12 protein-coding genes are annotated in these 17,442 nt (G+C 72.4%); 5 read left to right on the top strand and 7 right to left on the bottom strand.

Annotated features, from left to right (window positions below):
- Nucleotides 1–10 precede the first annotated feature (10 nt).
- From BM287_RS15400 to BM287_RS15390, 3 genes are read right to left on the bottom strand one after another with little or no spacing between them, the layout of a single operon-like run.
- Nucleotides 11–946: a carbohydrate ABC transporter permease gene (locus BM287_RS15400; RefSeq protein ID WP_090041201.1), complete on the bottom strand. Its 936-nt coding sequence runs from the start codon at nt 944–946 to the stop codon at nt 11–13.
- Nucleotides 943–1,878 carry a carbohydrate ABC transporter permease gene (locus BM287_RS15395; protein ID WP_090041203.1) on the bottom strand — a complete coding sequence of 312 codons (936 nt, stop codon included), beginning with the start codon at nt 1,876–1,878 and terminating at the stop codon, nt 943–945. Before BM287_RS15395 ends, BM287_RS15400 begins: the two co-directional genes overlap by 4 nt.
- Nucleotides 1,875–3,857 carry a beta-galactosidase gene (locus BM287_RS15390; RefSeq protein WP_090041205.1) on the bottom strand — a complete coding sequence of 661 codons (1,983 nt, stop codon included), beginning with the start codon at nt 3,855–3,857 and terminating at the stop codon, nt 1,875–1,877. Before BM287_RS15390 ends, BM287_RS15395 begins: the two co-directional genes overlap by 4 nt.
- A gap of 149 nt (nt 3,858–4,006) precedes the next feature.
- Here BM287_RS15390 and BM287_RS15385 point away from each other — a divergent pair, with 149 nt between their 5' ends.
- A complete protein-coding gene (locus BM287_RS15385) occupies nt 4,007–5,023 on the top strand; it encodes a LacI family DNA-binding transcriptional regulator (RefSeq protein WP_090041207.1) in 1,017 nt (338 codons plus the stop codon).
- 416 nt (nt 5,024–5,439) lie between these two features.
- Here the strand turns inward: BM287_RS15385 and glp are convergent, their stop codons facing one another.
- Nucleotides 5,440–6,669: a molybdopterin molybdotransferase MoeA gene (glp, locus tag BM287_RS15380; RefSeq protein ID WP_090041210.1), complete on the bottom strand. Its 1,230-nt coding sequence runs from the start codon at nt 6,667–6,669 to the stop codon at nt 5,440–5,442.
- A gap of 219 nt (nt 6,670–6,888) precedes the next feature.
- Between glp and BM287_RS15375 the strand changes: the two genes are divergently transcribed.
- The 3 genes from BM287_RS15375 (at nt 6,889) to BM287_RS15365 (ending at nt 12,099) form a co-directional block, all read left to right on the top strand.
- Nucleotides 6,889–8,316, top strand: a complete 1,428-nt coding sequence (locus tag BM287_RS15375; RefSeq protein ID WP_090041212.1) for an MFS transporter — start codon at nt 6,889–6,891, stop codon at nt 8,314–8,316.
- A gap of 106 nt (nt 8,317–8,422) precedes the next feature.
- Nucleotides 8,423–10,525, top strand: coding sequence for a molybdopterin oxidoreductase family protein (locus BM287_RS15370; protein WP_090041263.1), 2,103 nt, complete (start codon nt 8,423–8,425; stop codon nt 10,523–10,525).
- The gene (locus BM287_RS15365; RefSeq protein WP_090041214.1) at nt 10,522–12,099 is read left to right on the top strand and encodes an FAD-dependent oxidoreductase; all 1,578 of its coding nucleotides are present in this window, start codon (nt 10,522–10,524) and stop codon (nt 12,097–12,099) included. Before BM287_RS15370 ends, BM287_RS15365 begins: the two co-directional genes overlap by 4 nt.
- Before the next feature lie 126 nt (nt 12,100–12,225).
- Here the strand turns inward: BM287_RS15365 and BM287_RS15360 are convergent, their stop codons facing one another.
- Genes BM287_RS15360 through nirB form a run of 3 tightly spaced genes read right to left on the bottom strand, consistent with a single transcriptional unit; the run spans nt 12,226 to nt 16,788 of the window.
- On the bottom strand, nt 12,226–13,356 hold the full coding sequence (locus BM287_RS15360; protein ID WP_090041216.1) for a uroporphyrinogen-III synthase: 1,131 nt from the start codon (nt 13,354–13,356) through the stop codon (nt 12,226–12,228).
- Nucleotide 13,357: 1 nt separating this feature from the next.
- Nucleotides 13,358–14,197: a uroporphyrinogen-III C-methyltransferase gene (gene cobA / locus BM287_RS15355; protein ID WP_090041219.1), complete on the bottom strand. Its 840-nt coding sequence runs from the start codon at nt 14,195–14,197 to the stop codon at nt 13,358–13,360.
- Nucleotides 14,194–16,788, bottom strand: coding sequence for a nitrite reductase large subunit NirB (gene nirB / locus BM287_RS15350; protein ID WP_090041221.1), 2,595 nt, complete (start codon nt 16,786–16,788; stop codon nt 14,194–14,196). Before nirB ends, cobA begins: the two co-directional genes overlap by 4 nt.
- 234 nt (nt 16,789–17,022) lie before the next feature.
- Here nirB and nirD point away from each other — a divergent pair, with 234 nt between their 5' ends.
- Nucleotides 17,023–17,391, top strand: coding sequence for a nitrite reductase small subunit NirD (gene nirD / locus BM287_RS15345; protein WP_090041223.1), 369 nt, complete (start codon nt 17,023–17,025; stop codon nt 17,389–17,391).
- Nucleotides 17,392–17,442: the final 51 nt, after the last annotated feature.

The following is a 17,442-nucleotide window of genomic DNA, read 5'->3' as shown; positions in this document are numbered from 1 at the left end:
GGTCTGGGTGCTACTTCAGGGAGCCGCTGCCGAGGCCGTTGCGCCAGAAGCGCTGAAGCAGCAGGAACGTGACGATCAGGGGGACGACCGACAGGAGGGCGCCCGAGAGGACGAAGCTGCGCAGCTCTGGGAGCTGGTTGATCTGGGTGTTCCAGCTGTAGAGGCCGAAGGTCACCGGGAACAGCGACTGCGTGCGCAGCATGATCAGCGGGAGGAAGAAGTTGTTCCAGATCGCGACGAACTGGAACAGGAACACCGTGACGAGGGCCGGCATCATCAGCCGGATGCTGACCGTGAAGAAGGTGCGGAGCTCGCCGGAGCCGTCCAGCCGCGCCGCCTCCAGGAGTTCGTCCGGCACGCTCGCCGCAGCGAAGATGCGGCCGAGGTAGACGCCGAACGGACTGACGATCGAGGGCAGGAGCACCGACCAGTAGGTGTCGGTGAGATTCACCTTGCTGAAGATCAGGAACAGCGGGAGGGCCAGGGCGGTCGCCGGGACCAGCACGCCGCCGAGCACGATGTTGAACAGCGTCTCGCGGCCCGGGAACCGGTACTTCGCGAGGGCGTAGCCGCACATCCCGGACAGGATGGTGGCGAGCAGACCGCCGACGCCGGCGTAGAGGATGCTGTTGAGCATCCACTTGCCGAAGATCCCGTCGCCGTAGGACAGCATCCTGCCGATGTTGCCGAACAGGTCGAAGTCGGCGAACCAGAGCCCGTTCGTGGTCAGCAGCTGCTCACGGGACTTGCTGGAGGCGACGAACAGCCACCACAGGGGGATGAGCGTGTAGAGCGTGAACACGCACATCACGATCATGGCGGCGGTGCGCGAGAGGAGGCGCTCGCGGGGACCGCGGGCACGTCCCGGCCGGGACGGTGCGGCATCCGGCCGGCGGGTGGCGCGGACCGGGGCGGCGTCCGCTTCTGGTGCGACGGCGGTGGTCATTGCGCCTCCTTGCGCTGGGTCACCCGGAGGAAGGTGAACGAGAGGACGAACGTCGCCAGGGCCAGCACGACACTGAACGCGGCGGCGAGGTTGTAGTTCGGGAGCGAGCTGGTGGCGTACACGGTGAGGTTCGGCGTGTAGGTGCTGGTCACGGCGGAGCTGAAGGAGGCGAACACCTGAGGCTCGGCGAGCAGCTGCAGCGTTCCGATGATCGAGAAGACGGCGGTGAGGAGCAGCGCAGGCCGCACCAGGGGGATCTTCACCGACCAGGCGATGCGGAACTGCCCCGCGCCGTCCAGCCGGGCCGCTTCGTACACCTCCTGCGGGATGGCGAGGAGCGCCGAGTAGATGATCAGCATGTTGTAGCCGACGTAGACCCAAGTGACGACGTTCGCGATCGACCAGAGCACCAGATCCGACCCGAGGAAGTTCACGTTGCGCGTCAGGTCGGTGAACGGCGAGAGATTCGGCGAGAAGAGGAAGCCCCACATGATCGCGGCGACGACGCCCGGCACGGCATAGGGGGCGAAGTACGCGAGGCGGAAGAACCGCTTGCCGCGGACCAGGGGCGAGTCGAGCAGCAGCGCGAACACGAGCGCCAGCGCCAGCATGACCGGCACCTGGACGACGCCGAACAGCAGCACCTGGCCGACCGACAGCCAGAACGGGCCGTTCTGGAACACGAGCGCGTACTGGCTGAACCAGCCGAACACTTCGTGCGCCTGCCCGAAGGTGCCATCGCGTTTCACGACCAGGAGGGACTCCCAGATCGCGTAGCCCACAGGCAGCGCGTAGAACAGCGCGAACAGGATGGTGAACGGCAGGACGAACGCGAGGATGGCCCGCAGGTGCCGGGGCGCTCCCGCGCGTCTGCGGCGCGTGGGCTCCGGTCTCGCTGTGCGGCCCCGGAGGGCGAGGGGGGTGGTGGTCATCGCTGGTCCTCTCTGACGATGCGGACGGATCCCGCCGGAACCGTGAGGACGGTCCCGGGAGTGCCGGTGACGAGTTCGTGGCCGGAGACGGGCAGCTCCAGGCCGGTCGCACCGTGGTTGATCACGAACAGGTAGGAGGCGTCGGGTCCGGTGCGGCGCACGACCTCGACATCCTCGCCTGCGCCGGCGGGCGCGACGACGCCGGCGGCGGTGAGGATGCGGTCCACGATCCCCGCGTAGGCGCCGGCATCCGGGAGGGTCGCGAGGTACCAGGCCTCTCCGCCCCCGTGACGGTTGCGTGTGAGGGCAGGGCCGCCGGCCGAGGGGCCGTCGGCGAACCGGTCGAGGACCTCGGCGTCGGCGGTGAGACGCTCGGTCCACAGCCCGGCGGTAGCGCCGGAGACGAGCGTCACCGCGGTGTCCGGAGTGACGGGAGCGAACTCCTCCACGCGCAGGCCGAGCATGTCGCGGAAGGCGCCGGGGTAGCCGCCCGGGATGACGCGGTCGTCCTCGTCCGCGATACCGCTGAAGAAGGTGACCAGCGCCGTCCCGCCCTGCGCGACGAAGTCGGCGACGGCCCGCGCTTCGGCGGCCCGGACGAGGTAGAGGCCGGGAACGACCGCCACGCGGTACCCCGTCAGGTCGCTGCCGGGTCGCACGATGTCGACGGTGACGCCGGAGGCGCGGAGCGCCTGGTAGGCGGCGTGGACCTGGTCGAGGTAGCCGAGCGCGTGGCTCGGGCGGTTCTCGCCGTCGGCGGCCCACCACGACTCCCAGCTGAACAGCAGCGCGACCTCGGCGGTGACCGTGGTGCCGGTGACCTCCTCCAGACGGCCGAGGAGCTCGCCGAGTTCGAGCACCTCGCGCCAGACGGCGCTGTCGGTCCCGGCGTGGGGGAGGAGCGCCGAGTGGAACTTCTCGGAGCCTTGGAGGGAGGCGCGCCACTGGAAGAAGCACACGGCGTCGGCCCCGCGCGCCACATGCGTGAGGGCGTTCCTGGTGAGCTCGCCCGGATGCTTCGCCAGGTTGTGCGGCTGCCAGTTGACGGCGCCTGTGGAGCTCTCCATCAGCATCCAGGGGCGCCCGCCGGCGAGACCGCGGGTGGTATCCGCGGCGAAGGCCAGCTCGAGGGTGGGGTCGTCGAGGCGGTGGTCGAGGTAGTGGTCGTTGGCGATGACATCCATCTCGGGCGCCCAGGTCCAGTAGTCGAGGTTGCGGATGTGCGCGGTGACCATGAAGTTGGTGCTCACCGGGGCTGCGCTGTGCCGGCGGATGATCTCGGCCTCGGCCCGGTAGTGGTCGAGCAGCTCGTCCGAGCTGAAGCGGTGGAAGTCGAGCACCTGGCCCGGGTTGCGGCTGGACAGGGTCCGCAGCGGAGGCAGGATGTCCTCCCAGTCGGAGTAGCGCTGGCTCCAGAACGAGGTGCCCCAGGCCCGGTTGAGCGCGTCGAGGGATCCGTACCGGGTCTGCAGCCAGCGGCGGAACGCGGCGGCGCTCGCGCCGCAGTAGCAGAGCGCATTGTGGCAGCCGAGCTCGTTGGACACGTGCCAGAGGCGCACCGCGGGGTGAGCGCCGTAGCGTTCCGCGACCGCCTCCACGAGGGTCAGGGCGTAGCGGCGGTAGACCGGCGAGCTGGGGCACCAGGCCTGGCGGCCGCCCGGGAAGCGGGTGGTGCCGTCGTCGGCCACCGGCAGGACCTCGGGGTGCAGGCGGGTGAGCCAGGCGGGCGTCGACGAGGTGGCCGTCCCGAGGTTCACGCCGATGCCGGCCGTGTGGAGGAGGTCGATCACGGTGTCGAGATCGGAGAAGTCCCACTCGCCCTTGCGCGGGTTCAGCTGGGACCAGCCGAAGATGTTGATCGCGACGAGGTTCACGCCGGCCCGGCCCATCAGTTCGACGTCTTCGCGCCAGACGGCTTCATCCCACTGTTCGGGGTTGTAGTCGCAGCCGAAGGCGACGCCCGGGTGGATCGGCGTCATCGAGAACTCCTTTGTTTCGGTGGCTGTGCCCGCCGCACTCTGTGCACGTGCACACAATTGCGCCCACGAAAGCAGGGGTGTTAATGTGGGAGCGTGCACACACTATGCGACTCCCCGATCGGTGTCAACCGCGAATCCGGGAAATCGCGATGAATGCACCGGAGGGGCGCCGCCGCGCGACCGTTCACGACGTGGCGCTGGAGGCCGGCGTCTCCCGCGGCACGATCAGCCGCTACATGAACGGTGAGCGCTACGTCTCCGCAGAGGCGCGGCTCGCGATCGAAGCCGCCATCGAGAAGGTCGGCTACGTCCCCAACGGGGCGGCGCGCAACCTCGCTGCGCGGCGCAGCATGGCGGTCGGCTTCATCGTGCACGAGCCGCACGCCCTCTTCCTCGAAGACCCGAACATCGGATCCATCATGCTGGGCGCGAACACCGCGCTGTCCGCGGCGGACTACCAGATGGTCACGCTCATCGTCGACTCCGAGCGCGACACGGAACGGGTGGCCCGCTACCTCAGCGGCGGCTTCATCGACGGGGCCGTGATCGTCTCCGCGCGGACGAAGGACCCGATCAGCCGCGCCGTCGAGCGCTTGGCGATGCCGTCGGCGTTCGTCGGCCATCCACCCGGCGTGCTGGCGGCGTACGTGGGCGTCGACAACCGCGGCGCCGCGAAGGCGATCACTGAGCGGCTGGTCGCCACGGGCCGCCGCCGCATCGGGATGATCGCAGCCGCCCTCGACCGCGACTCCGGCTCCGACCGGCTGGCGGGCTTCACGAGCGCCCTCGGCTCACGCTTCGACCCGGCGCTCGTCGAGGAGGTGCCCCTGTACTCCTATGCGGCCGGTGTGGCCGGCATGCAGCGTCTCCTTCAGCGGGCTCCCGACCTCGACGGCGTCTTCGCCGCCTCCGATGCGGTCGCCGCCGGCGCGATCGAGGCGCTGCGGATGGCCGGCCGCCGCGTCCCCGAGGACGTCGGCGTCGTCGGCTTCGACGACAGCACCTGGGCGACGCGCACGCAGCCGCCGCTCTCCACCGTCCACCAGCCCGCCGAGGGCCTCGGCCGAGCGGCCGCCGAGGCGGTGCTCACCCAGCTCGAGACCGGCGACCTCACCTTCACCGGCACCATGCTCCCCACCCCCATCGTCTGGCGCGCCTCCGCCTGACCCCGGCCGCCGTCCCGCCCCGCCTACGTCTCGCCTGCGTCTCGCGATTCGTGACGAATGTTGTGTTAGCCACGCTGGAGGGCGACATTCGTGACGAATGTTGCGTTAGCGCTGCTGGAAGGCAACATTCGTGACGAATCGCGGGGCGGGGGCGTGGGGCGTGGGGCGGGGGGCAGGGAAGGCGCTGCGCGAAGGCAACATTCGTGACGAATGTTGCGTTGGCGGCGCTGGAGGGCGACATTCGTGACGAATGTTGCGGCGGCGCCGGGACCCGCGAGCGCCGGGACCCGCGTGGCGCCGGGACTCGCGAGCGCCGGGACCCGCGCGGCGCCGGGACGCGGCGGCGCCGGGACCAGCGAGCGCCGGGACCCGCCAGCGCCGGGACCCGCGAGCGCCGGGAGGCGCGAGCGCGATCGTCAGGCCGGCTCGATGACCGTCACCAGCTGGCCCGGGACCACGTCGCCGACCTCCGCGGCGATCACGCCGATCAGCGGAGCGGAGTACATGGCCGAGAGGGCATGCGCGCTGCGGCCCGGATGGCCCATCGGCGCGACCGTGACCCCGTCGGTCCGCTGCGTCACGGCGAGCGGGACGAAGCGCACGGTTCCCGCCGTCCCCTCCCAGCCCACCGAGACCGTCTCGGCAAGCGTGCCGTCGAGGCCCGCGGTCGGCAGTCCGCCGAGGCGTCCCAGCACCGGGCGGACGAAGGCCTCGAACGAGACGAACGCCGCCGTCGGAGTCCCCGGCAGGGCGATCCACGGCACCCCGTTCCACGTGCCGCGGGCCTGCGGGCGGCCGGGCCGCATGCCGACGCGGGCCAGCAGGCCGTCCGGCGAGCCGGCGGCGGTGCGTCCGACGAAGTCGTGCGAGCCGGCGCCCAGCCCGCCGGTGGAGACGATCAGGTCCGCGTCGCGGGAGGCCGCATCCAGCACCGCCTCCAGAGCGCCCGGACGGTCGGCGACCCGGTGCATCCCGGTGGCCACGCCTCCCACCGCGCGCACGGCGGCAGCGAGGTAGACCGCGTTCGAGTCCGGGATGGTGCCGGCGGACGCCGCGGACGTGTCGCTCAGCTCGTCTCCGGTCGACAGCACCACCACGCGCGGTCGGCAGTGGACAGCGGCAGTGCCGTGCCCGGTCGCGGCCAGCAGTGCGAGGAGGCGGGCGCCGAGTTCCGTCCCGGCCTCGACGAGGATGTCGCCGGCCGCCACATCCTCTCCGGCCGCCCGGATGTTCGACTTCGCCGGCAGCCACAGCTCGACGCTCGGCAGGTCGGTGAAGGCGCCCGCGGTCGACAGCTCGACCGGCACCACCACGTCGGCGCCCTCGGGGATCGGGGCGCCGGTCATGATGCGCACGGCCTCCCCGGGGCCGATGGGACGTGGATGGCCGTGGCCGGCGGGCGCGCGGTCCACGAGCACCAGCCGCACGGGCCGCGAGGGATCCGACCCGGCGAGATCCGCCGACCGCACGGCGTAACCGTCCATGGCGGAGTTGTCGAAGAGCGGCACCGGCTGCAGCGCGCGCACGGCGGCTGCAGTGACGCGACCGACCGCATCCACCAACGGGACGTCCTCAACAGGAAGCGGTCGAGCCAGCGCGAGCACCTCGGAGCGGTACGCGGCGACGGTGTGGGTGATGCGGTCCATCCCACCTCCTCCGGTCTCGGTGGGATCACGCTACGGCCCCGCCATGACGGCCCTGTTGCCCCGTGCGTCACCCCCGGTTACGTTCCCCTCACACGACCGGGGCCACGAGGAGAGGTGTTCGTTACGTCGGTTTCACGTCGCGAGCGGGCCGCCGAAACACGACTTTCCTACCGTGAAGCAAGCACAACTTTCGCAGGCTCCCACCCCCAGGAGGTCCCGATGACCAGCACCGTCTCCGAATCCGGCCCGGCGAGCACTGCCTCGAGCACTGCCGCCGGCACCGCCACCGTCCCCTCGTCCGCCCTCACCGTCCTGCCCGGCCGGTGGATCGAGGGCTGGAACGCCGAGGATCCCGTCCAGTGGGAGCAGCAGGGCGCCGCGATCGCGCAGCGCAACCTCCGCTGGTCGATCTTCGCCGAGTTCCTCGGCTTCGTCGTCTGGCAGCTCTGGTCGATCGTGGTCGTGTCGCTGCCCGCCGCCGGCTTCGCCTTCAGCACCTCCCAGACCTTCTGGCTCATCTCCATCCCGAGCCTCGTCGGAGCGACCCTGCGCTTCCCGTACACCTTCATGGTGCCGCGGTTCGGCGGGCGCAACTGGACGATCGTCTCTGCGGCGCTCCTCCTCATCCCGTCCATCGGCCTCGCGATGTGCGTGGCGAACCCGCACACTCCGTTCGGCGTGATGCTGTTCGTGGCGGCGCTCGCCGGGTTCGGCGGCGGCAACTTCGCCAGCTCCATGGCGAACATCACCTTCTTCTACCCGCAGCGCAAGAAGGGATGGGCCCTCGGCCTGAACGCCGCCGGCGGCAACCTCGGCGCGGCCGTCGCGCAGTTCGCGGTGCCGATCGTCATCACCATCGGGGCCGCCGCCACCCTGCAGCTCCCGCTCGCCGGGCTGATCTGGGTGCCGTTGATCGTCGTGGCCATCGTCGGCGCCTGGTACCGGATGGACAACCTCACCAACGCGCGCGCCGACCTGAAGGCGTCGTTCGCCGCGCTGCGCGCTCCCGAGCTGTGGCTCATGGCGCTGCTCTACATCGGGACGTTCGGCTCGTTCATCGGCTTCTCGGGGGTCTTCCCGAAGCTCATCGCCGACCAGTTCCCGGGTTTCAGCCACTTCCCGCTCGGCACCGCGACCCTCTCGCTCGCCTTCCTCGGCGCGCTCGTCGGATCGCTGGCCCGGCCGTTCGGCGGCCGCCTCGCCGACCGGTTCGGCGGCAGTACGATCACGATCGCCTCGTTCGTCGTGATGGGGCTCGGCGCGCTCGCCGTCGTGCTCACCCTGCCGCTGGACAACTTCTGGCTGTTCCTCTCCTTCTTCCTCGTGCTCTTCATCGCGAGCGGCGCGGGCAACGGCGCGACCTACCGGATGATCCCGACCCTGTTCGCCCTGCGCTCCGGAGCCGAGGACGGGCACAGCACCGCAGGCGACGTGTCCGCCCAGCGCACCGCTGCCGCCGCCCTCGGAATCGTCTCCGCCTTCGGCGCCTACGGCGGGTTCGTCATCCCGCAGGTGCTCGGCCTGTCGAAAACGTCGACCGGCGGCTACGAGGCGGGTCTCCTCTGGTTCGTCGCCGCCTACGCGGTGCTGCTCGTGATCACGGTCGGCGTCGCGCTGCGGGGCCGCCGCCGCGGGGTGCGGATCTAGTGCGCATCCACTGGTCCCGGCACGCCGTTCCGCGCGAGACGCGGACGGCAGGCCGGGACCAGTGGATGTGGATGTGACCATCGACGACGAGAACGGAGCGGCCCGGATGACCGCCGACACCCACTGCCCCTACTGCGCCCTGCAGTGCGCCATGACCCTGACGCCTGCTCCGGCGGGACCCGTCCCGGTCACGGTCACCGGGCGGGCCTTCCCGACGAACCGCGGCGGGCTGTGCAAGAAGGGCTGGACGTCGGCGGAGCTGCTCTCCACTCCGGGCCGGGTGACCACTCCACTCGTGCGCCGCGACGGCGAGCTGCGGGAGGCGACCTGGGAGGAAGCACTCACCCTGGTCGCCACCCGGCTCGCCGAGTTGCGGCGGGAGGACGGCGCCGACGCGGTCGGCGTCTTCGGCGGTGGCGGCCTGACCAACGAGAAGGCCTACCTGCTCGGCAAGTTCGCCCGGCTGGCGCTCGGCACGTCGCGCATCGACTACAACGGCCGGTTCTGCATGGCGTCCGCCGCAGCGGCCGGCAACCGCGCGTTCGGGGTGGACCGGGGGATGCCGTTCCCGGTCACCGACCTCGACGACGCCGAGACCATCCTGCTGCTCGGCTCCAACGTGGCGGCCACCATGCCCCCGTTCATCGGCCACCTGGCCGGCGCCCGTGCGGCAGGAGGCCTCATCGTCGTGGACCCGCGGCGCTCGCAGACCGCGCAGCTCACGGCCAACGGCGGCGGCATCCACCTGCAGCCGGCGCCCGGGACGGATCTCGCGCTGCTGCTGGGCCTGCTCCACGTCGTGCTCGCCGAGGGACTGGCCGACACCCGCTATGTCGAGGAGCGGACCACCGGCTTCGACGCGGTCCGCCGCAGCGTCGCGTCATGGTGGCCGGAGCGGGTGCAGGAGCACACCGGCGTCCCGGTCGCGCAGCTGCGGGAGGTCGCACGGCGGCTCGCGCGCGGCCGCGGGACGTACATCCTCACGGGACGCGGCGTCGAGCAGCACGTGGACGGCACGGACACCGCGACGGCCGCCATCAACCTGGCGCTGGTGCTGGGCCTCGTCGGCCGGCCCGGCTCCGGCTACGGAACGCTGACCGGCCAGGGCAACGGGCAGGGAGGACGCGAGCACGGGCAGAAGTCCGACCAGCTGCCCGGTTACCGCAAGATCGCCGACCCGGAAGCGCGCGAAGCCGTCGCCGCGGTGTGGGGCGTCGATCCCGCCGTCCTTCCGGGCCCCGGTGTCCCGGCCGTGGAACTTCTCGGGATGCTGGGCCGGCCGGGCGGAGTGCGCGCGCTGATGGTCCACGGGTCGAACGTCGTCGTCTCCGGCCCCGACGCCGGAGCGATCCGCGCCGGGCTGGAGGCGCTCGACCTCCTGGTCGTCTGCGACTTCGTGCTGTCGGAGACGGCCGCGCTGGCCGACGTCGTGCTGCCGGTGACGCAGTGGGCGGAGGAGGAGGGCACCATGACGAACCTCGAGGGACGCATCCTGCGGCGCACCCGCGCGATCGAGCCGCCGCCCGGTGTCCGGAGCGAGCTCGACATCCTCGCGGAGCTGGCGCACCGCCTCGGCGCGCCCTCGGTGTGGCCGACCGATCCGGCGGACGTCTTCGACGAGCTCGCCCGGGCGTCGGCCGGCGGCATCGCCGACTACTCGGGACTCAGCCACGCACTGCTCGATGCGCAGCTCGCGGACGGAGAGGCGGCGCACTGGCCGTACCCCGCTGGTTCGACCGGGACTCCGCGCCTGTTCCTCGACCGCTTCGGCCACGAGGACGGACGGGCGCGGCTCGTGCCGGTGAGAGCCCGTGAGGTGGATGCCGGCCGCGAGCCGGGCGAGCTGACCCTGATCACCGGGCGCCTGCTCGAGCACTACCAGTCGGGCGCGCAGACCCGCCGGGTCCCGGAGCTGGTCTCGGCGCAGCCGGAGGTGCGTGCCGAACTGCATCCGGCCACGGCGGCCCGGCTCGGCATCGGCGAGGGCGACCTCGTCCTCGTCCGGAATCCCCGCGGCGAGGTCGCCGCACGGGCGCTCCTCACCGGCGGGATGCGCATCGACACGGTGTTCCTGCCCTTCCACTTCGCCGGGCGTCAGTGCGCGAACGTGCTGACCGAGGCCGCGGTCGATCCGATCTCGGCCATGCCGGAGTTCAAACGCACCGCCGTGACCGTCGAGCGGGCAGCGGAGCAGGAGGAGGCGGCATGAACGGACGTCCGTTGCGCGTGGTGCTCGTCGGCTACGGGCCGGTGGGTGCGCGCTTCGTGGAGGAGCTGCTCCCCGCCATCGTCGCGGGCCGAGCCGGCCTGACCGTCGTCGGGGCGGAGCGCGAGGACGCCTACAACCGGGTCCTCGTCGCCGAGTACGCGGTCGGAGCCACGGGTCGGGACCGCCTCGACGTGACGGACACCGAGGCGGCGCGGGCCGCCGGGGTGGACATCCGCCTCGGGGATGTCGCGGTCTCGATCGACCGGGTCCGTCAGCGCGTGGTCCTGGAGGGCGGCGAAGAGCTGCCCTACGACCGGCTGGTCCTCGCCACGGGCGCACGGGCCAACATCCCGACCCTCGATGGACTGGCGCACTCGCGCCGCGACCGCGCTGCGGCCCCCGGCGCGGCGCTCGACCACGGCGCGCGTCCACTGCCGACCGGTGTCGTCGCCTTGCGGGATCTCGCCGACGCCGAGGCGGTCGCCCCCGTCGTCGCCGGCGGCGGGCGGATCGTGGTGCTCGGCGCGGGCGTCCTCGGGATGGAGTTCGCGCTGCTCGCCGCCGAGCACGGCGCGCAGGTGGTCGTCGTCCACCACGGAGCCACCCCGATGGGACGCAACCTCGACCAGCCCGGCGGACGGATGCTCAGCCGCGCGGCCCGAACGCTCGGCGTCGGGATGGCGGCGCACGCGCGCGCGGAGAGCCTCGGCTTCCGCGACGAGGAGGCAGGGCGGGTGTTCGACGGTGTCGGCTGCGCGGACGGCACGTACATCCCGGGGGATCTGCTCGTGCTCTCGTGCGGCGTCGGGCCGCGGGTGGAGCTGGCGCTCGCCGCCGGCCTCGCCTGCTCGTCCGGCATCCTCGTGGACGAGGAACTGCGCAGCTGGAGCGACCCCGACGTGTTCGCCATCGGGGACTGCGCCCAGGTGGCATCGCCCGACGACGCCGGCCCCGACGGACGGGTGCCCGGGGCGCCGAGCGGCCTCATCGGCCCGGGCTGGCGTCAGGCGGCGGCCCTCGCCCGCCGGCTGCGCGCCGAGGCCGCGGGAGGCCCGGCGGGAACGGAAGCGGCTGTCGCCCTGCGCGAACGTCCGGCCGCCGTGATGCTCAAGGCGACCGGCATCGACGTCGTCTCCGGCGGAGACCACGCGTCCGAGCCGTGGGACGACGACGCCGAGGTGACGGTCTGGCTCGACCCCGTGCGCGGGGCGTACCTGAAGACCGTGGTCCGCGAGGGCGCGCTGAGCGGCTTCGTGTCGGTCGGGCTCCCGCACGCCGGGGCCGAGCTGACCCTCCTGTTCGAGCGCGGCGCCGCGTTGCCCGCGGAGCCGTCGGCCCTGCTGCGGCTGGATGCGGCCGACGCCGGTCAGGCGCCGACGGAGGACCCGCTCGGGCCCGAGGCCACCGTCTGCTGGTGCAACGGCGTCTCGGCCGGCCGGATCGGCGAGGCGGTCGCCGGCGGCTGCCACACGGTCGAGGGCATCGGCCGCGAGACGCGGGCGGGCACGGGATGCGGCGGCTGCAAGGGCCGTATCGCCGGCCTGCTCGCCGCGGCGCAGACCATCGCCAAGTGAGCGGCGCGCCGCGCGCCGCGCTGCGTCGCGCGCCACGCATCCACTGGTCCCGACATGCCGTTACCGACTCATGCGCAACGGCATGTCGGGACCACTGGATGTACCGGCGAGAGCAGGGGAGCGCCCTCAGACGTCGAGGCGGTATCCCCGCTTCACGACGGTCGCGACGAGGCCCGGCGTGCCGAGACTCTGCCGCAGGCGGCTCAGCGACACCTCCATCGCGTGCTCGTCGTACTCCTCGGCGAGGGCGATCGACAGCTCCCGGCGGGACACCACGGCGCCATTGGCCGCGACGAGCGCACGGAACAGCGACAGGGAGGTGGGCGTCAGCCGCACCGGCGTCCCGCCGACGATCGCCAGGCTTCCTCGCAGCTCCACCTCGCCGTGCCGCGTGCTGACCCGGCGGGTGGACCGCGCCTCCAGGTGCTCGCAGACCAGCCGGATGAGGGCGCCCATCCGGAAGCGGTCCGGTTGGAGAGGCTCGATCCCGGCCGCGACCAGGGGCGCGACCGTGACGGGTCCGACGCCGGCGGGGACGACGTCCGAAGTCAGCGCGTCCACCACCTCCGCGTAGCGGCCGCGGACCTGCGCGGCGGCGAAGAGGCCGTCGACCGCCGGAGCGCTCGTGAAGGTCACGCAGTCCAGCTGGCGTGCGGCGATCGCATCCACGAGTCGCGAGACGCGGTCGTCGTCGTCCTGGGCGACCGACCACGAGTAGGGGGCGACGGTGATGACGCGGTAGCCCGCATCCCGCAGCCGCTGCAGCTGGAGGTCGTCGCGCTGGCCGTGCAGTTGCACGCCGACGGTGATGCCCGTCGGGTACTCCGCGATCACCTTGCTGACGAGGGATGCGGTGGTCTCCTCGTCGCTCATGCCTGCGTCGTCCAGTCCGGCCGCGCGGACCGCCCCGCGCGCCTTCGGGCCACGGACGAGGATGGTGGACCGGGTCAGCACGCGCTGCAGGTCCTCGCCGAGCCCGGCGGAGTCGGCGACCTCGAACCAGCGGCGCATCCCGTAGCTGGTGGTGGCGAGAAGCACATCGGGGGAGGCGTCGATGATCCCGTCGGTGTCCGCGATGACGGCTGCGTCGTCGTCGGCGTGCCGCATGTGCACGGTCGGCGCATGGAGCACGGTGGCGCCGCGGCGCTCGAAAGCGTCGATCAGGTCGGCGGAACGGCGGTCGCTCGTGACGCCGATGCGGAAGCCGGCGAGCTGGTCGGGCCGGAAGGCGGCGATGCCGGGCCGGTCGTCGGTCATCTCAGGGTCCCGTCACGGAGGGAGCGCCGCTGAGGCCGGCCGCGTCCGCCGCGCCCGCCGCGCCCGGCGCGCCCGCGCCCGCCGCGCTGGCAGCGAGTGCGGCCGCAGCCTCCGCGTCTCCGCCGCGAGCGAGCCGGACCACCTCGCCGATCACCACGACCGCCGGCGATCCGACGCCCGCGCGAACGGACTCGGTGAGGATGGTGGACAGGCTCCCGAAGGTCGTCCGCTGCCGGGCCGAGTATCCCTGCTCGATCACGGCCACCGGCATGCCGGGGTCCATCCCGAAGCGTGCGAGTCCTGCCGTGATCGACGGGAGGTTCGTGATCCCCATCAGGATGACGATCGTTCCACCGAGGCCGGCCAGGTTCTCCAGCTCCGAGGGGGAGAGCGGCGCATGCCCGGAGACGACCGTGAACATCCTGCTCGTCTTCCGGTGGGTGACCGGGATGCCGGCGGCGGCCGGCACCGCGATGGCGCTGGTCACACCGGGGATGACGCGGACAGGCACGCCGACCCGGCGGCACGCCTCCACTTCCTCCCCGCCACGGCCGAAGACGAACGGGTCGCCGCCCTTCAGCCGGACGACGTTCGCGCCCGCGAGGGCATGGGCCACCAGGATGCGTTCGATCTCGTCCTGCGGGATGGGATGGTGGCCCGGGCGCTTGCCCACATCCACCAGCTCGGCGTGCGGCGCGAACTCGCGCAGCGTCTCATGCGGAGCGAGCCGGTCGAAGAGCACGACGTCCGCGTCCGCCAGAGCGCGCACGGCGGCGACGGTCAGCAGGCCGGGGTCGCCGGGCCCGCCGCCGACGAGGGTCACGCTTCCGGTCCGCGTCATCGGGTCTCGCCCTCGACGACGGCCGTCCGGAGCGGGATGGTCGCCCCGGCCACGAGGACCGGTCCCGCCGCGCGCTCCTCGGCGGTCGCCGGGCGCAGCTGGCCGCGCTCCTCGACGCGCGCGATCGACGGATCCGGGGTGCTCGGCTCGTTGACGAACGACCGGAACCGGCGCAGGCGCTCGGGGTCGCGCAGGGTGGCGGCCCACTCGTCCTCGTAGGTGTCGATGTGCTTGGCCATCGCCGCCTCCAGCTCGTCGGCCAGGCCGAGGGAGTCCTCCACGATCACCTCGCGGACGTGGTCGACGCCGCCGTCGAGGTCCTCCATCCACCGGGCCGTGCGCTGCAGGCGGTCGGCCGTGCGGATGTAGTACATGAGGTAGCGGTCGATGTAGCGGATCAGGGTCTCGTCGTCCAGGTCGGAGGCGAGCAGCTGCGCGTGCGCCGGCTGGAAGCCGCCGTTGCCGCCGACGTACAGGTTCCAGCCCTTGTCGGTAGCGATCACGCCGACGTCCTTGCCGCGCGCCTCCGCGCACTCGCGCGCGCATCCCGAGACGCCGAACTTGAACTTGTGCGGAGCCCGCAGCCCGCGGTAGCGCAGCTCGAGCCCCACGGCCATCCCGACCGAGTCCTGCACGCCGTACCGGCACCAGGTCGAGCCGACGCAGCTCTTCACGTTGCGCAGCGCCTTGCCGTACGCCTGCCCGGACTCGAACCCGGCGTCGACCAGGCGCTTCCAGATCTCGGGCAGCTGCTCCAGCCGGGCGCCGAACAGGTCGATGCGCTGTCCGCCGGTGATCTTCGTGTAGAGGCCGTAGTCGGTGGCGACCTGCGCGATCACCGCCAGCTTCTGCGGCGTGATCTCACCGCCCGGGATGCGCGGAACGACCGAGTAGGTGCCGTCCTTCTGCATGTTCGCGAGTGCGCGGTCGTTGGTGTCCTGCAGCTGGCCGCGTCCACCGTCGAGCGGGTACTGGCTGTGCTGGCTGGCGAGGATGGATCCGACGGCCGGCTTGCAGATGTCGCAGCCGCGTCCCCGGCCGAGCCGGCCGATCGTGTCCTCCCAGCTGCTCAGCTCCAGCACGCGGATGGACTCGAACAGCTCCTGGCGGGAGAGGTCGAAGTGCTCGCAGAGCGCGTGCGAGACGGTCGCGCCGGACTTGGTGAGCTCCGCCTCGAGGATCTTCTTGACCAGCGGGACGCACGAGCCGCACTGCGTGCCGGCTCGGGTGCAGGTCTTGAGCTCGCCGAGGTCGTGGCAGCCGTCCTCGACGGCCGTGCGCACGGCGCCCGAGGTGACGTTGTTGCAGGAGCAGACCAGCGCGTCGTCCGGCAGCGCCCCTCCCGCCGGCGGTTCGGCACCCGCGGCGGAGAGGTAGGCGGCCGGTTCGGCGTCGAGCGTCCGGCCGAGCAGCGGACGGAGGCTGGAGTAGGGAGCCGCGTCGCCGACGAAGACACCGCCGAGCAGCGTCTTCGCGTCGTCGCTCACCACGAGCTTCTGGTAGAGGCCGCGCGCAGGGTCTGCGTACACGATCTCGAGGGCGCCGGGCTCGCGGGCGAACGCGTCGCCGAAACTCGCCACATCCACGCCGGAGAGCTTGAGCTTGGTCGCGTCATCGATGGTGGTGAAGGTGGCGTCGCCGCCGAGCAGCCGGTCGGCGACCGTCTCAGCCATGGCGTTGGCCGGTGCGACCAGGCCGACGGTGCGGCCGTCGATCGCGGCGACCTCGCCGATGGCCCACACGGACGGGTCGGAGGTGCGGCACGCCTCGTCGACGACGACCCCGCCGCGCTCGACGGTCTCGATGCCGGCGTCGCGGGCGAGCTCGTCGCGCGCCCGGATGCCGATGGCGAACACCACGATGTCCGCCGGGACCGTGCGGCCGTCCGCACAGCGCACGCCGGTCGGACGGCCGTCGTCGTCGAGCAGGATCTCGCGGGGGCGCGTGCCCAGGTGGAGGTCGATGCCGCGCGCCTGGATGAGCCGGCCGAGCGCCTGCCCGGCCCCCTCATCGAGCTGCGCCGACATCAGCCAGCCGCCCGAGTGGATGATGACCGACTCCGCGCCCAGGGCGGCGACCCCTCCGGCCGCCTCCAGCCCGAGCAGCCCGCCGCCGGCGACGGCCACGCGCGGGGCCCGGCCGAGCGACTCCCGCAGCTCGGCGACCTCGGCGACCAGCGCATCCACGTCGTCGATGGTGCGGTACACCCGGCTCACGTGGGAGCCGGGGATGTCGGGGACCGGCGCGGACGAACCGGTCGCGAGGACCAGGTCGTCGTACTCGATCACGGCGCCGGCGGAGGTGGTGACCGTCCGTGCCGCGCGGTCGATGGCGGTCGCCGCCTCGCCGACGCGGAGCTGCACCGCCGCATCCTCCCAGTGCGTCGCGGGCTCGATGGTGAGGTCGACGCCGCCGTCGGCGAGGCGCTTGCTCAGCTGGACGCGGTCGTAGGGGAGGTACGGCTCCTCGGCGAGCACCACGATGGAGCGGTCCTCGCCCGCGCCGCGCGAGAGGAGCGCATCCACGAGCCGGTGCGCGGCCGGGCCTCCGCCCACGATCAGGGTGCGGGTCAGTGGTCGTCCGGTCGTCATGCGGGCCCCTTCCGGAGTCTGGCGGTTGCAGTGTGGCGGCTGCCGCCGCACGGCGCGGAGGTTCCCGCGCGGTGTCCTTCGAGCGTAGGGCGGCGCGGTTTCCCCCGAATTTCGTCGTTGTAACCGCGTGTTAACACAGGACGCACACGACCGGGTCCGCGCTGTGAGAACGGGTTCACGGGGAAGTAACAGTGCGCGCCGCCGCGCGAAACATCGCCTGCCTAGGCTCGCCGCATGACGATCACGCAGACCTTCCGTACGGAGTCCCGGCGTGCCGACTGGGTGCGCGCCTGCCGGGTCGAGGACCTCGAGCCGTCGTGGGGCGAGGCGGTGCTGCTGCGGATGCGGCAGATCGCGATCTTCCTCCTCGGCCCGCGCGAGGTCTACGCGGTCTCGCACGAGGATCCGGACGGCGGCGCACCCGTGATGGCGCGCGGCATCGTCGGCTCGCGCGGCGACCGTCCCACCGTCGCCTCCCCACTGCACAAGCAGGTGTACGACCTGGGGACGGGCGAGTGCTTCACGGACTCGGCGCTCGTCCTGCGCACCTACCGCACCCGCATCGTCGGCGGCTTCATCGAGGTGGAGTTCGAGGACGCCTGACGACCGCCGTCCTCGCCGCCTCGCACGATGGAGCGGCCCCCACCGTGCCTG

Origin of the sequence: Leifsonia sp. CL147 (assembly GCF_900114565.1) — a bacterium.
GTDB lineage: Bacteria > Actinomycetota > Actinomycetes > Actinomycetales > Microbacteriaceae > Leifsonia.
Note: the sequence above shows the minus strand (reverse complement) of the source record. Positions and strands in the feature narration are given on the sequence as shown.

Coding starts and splice junctions, on each gene's coding strand:
- BM287_RS15365 (WP_090041214.1), top strand. CDS start 10,522: ATGAACGGACGTCCGTTGCGCGTGGTGCTCGTCGGCTACGGGCCGGTG.
- glp (WP_090041210.1), bottom strand. CDS start 6,669: ATGGACCGCATCACCCACACCGTCGCCGCGTACCGCTCCGAGGTGCTC.
- cobA (WP_090041219.1), bottom strand. CDS start 14,197: ATGACGCGGACCGGAAGCGTGACCCTCGTCGGCGGCGGGCCCGGCGAC.
- BM287_RS15370 (WP_090041263.1), top strand. CDS start 8,423: ATGACCGCCGACACCCACTGCCCCTACTGCGCCCTGCAGTGCGCCATG.
- BM287_RS15385 (WP_090041207.1), top strand. CDS start 4,007: ATGAATGCACCGGAGGGGCGCCGCCGCGCGACCGTTCACGACGTGGCG.
- BM287_RS15360 (WP_090041216.1), bottom strand. CDS start 13,356: ATGACCGACGACCGGCCCGGCATCGCCGCCTTCCGGCCCGACCAGCTC.
- BM287_RS15395 (WP_090041203.1), bottom strand. CDS start 1,878: ATGACCACCACCCCCCTCGCCCTCCGGGGCCGCACAGCGAGACCGGAG.
- nirD (WP_090041223.1), top strand. CDS start 17,023: ATGACGATCACGCAGACCTTCCGTACGGAGTCCCGGCGTGCCGACTGG.
- nirB (WP_090041221.1), bottom strand. CDS start 16,788: ATGACGACCGGACGACCACTGACCCGCACCCTGATCGTGGGCGGAGGC.
- BM287_RS15375 (WP_090041212.1), top strand. CDS start 6,889: ATGACCAGCACCGTCTCCGAATCCGGCCCGGCGAGCACTGCCTCGAGC.
- BM287_RS15390 (WP_090041205.1), bottom strand. CDS start 3,857: ATGACGCCGATCCACCCGGGCGTCGCCTTCGGCTGCGACTACAACCCC.
- BM287_RS15400 (WP_090041201.1), bottom strand. CDS start 946: ATGACCACCGCCGTCGCACCAGAAGCGGACGCCGCCCCGGTCCGCGCC.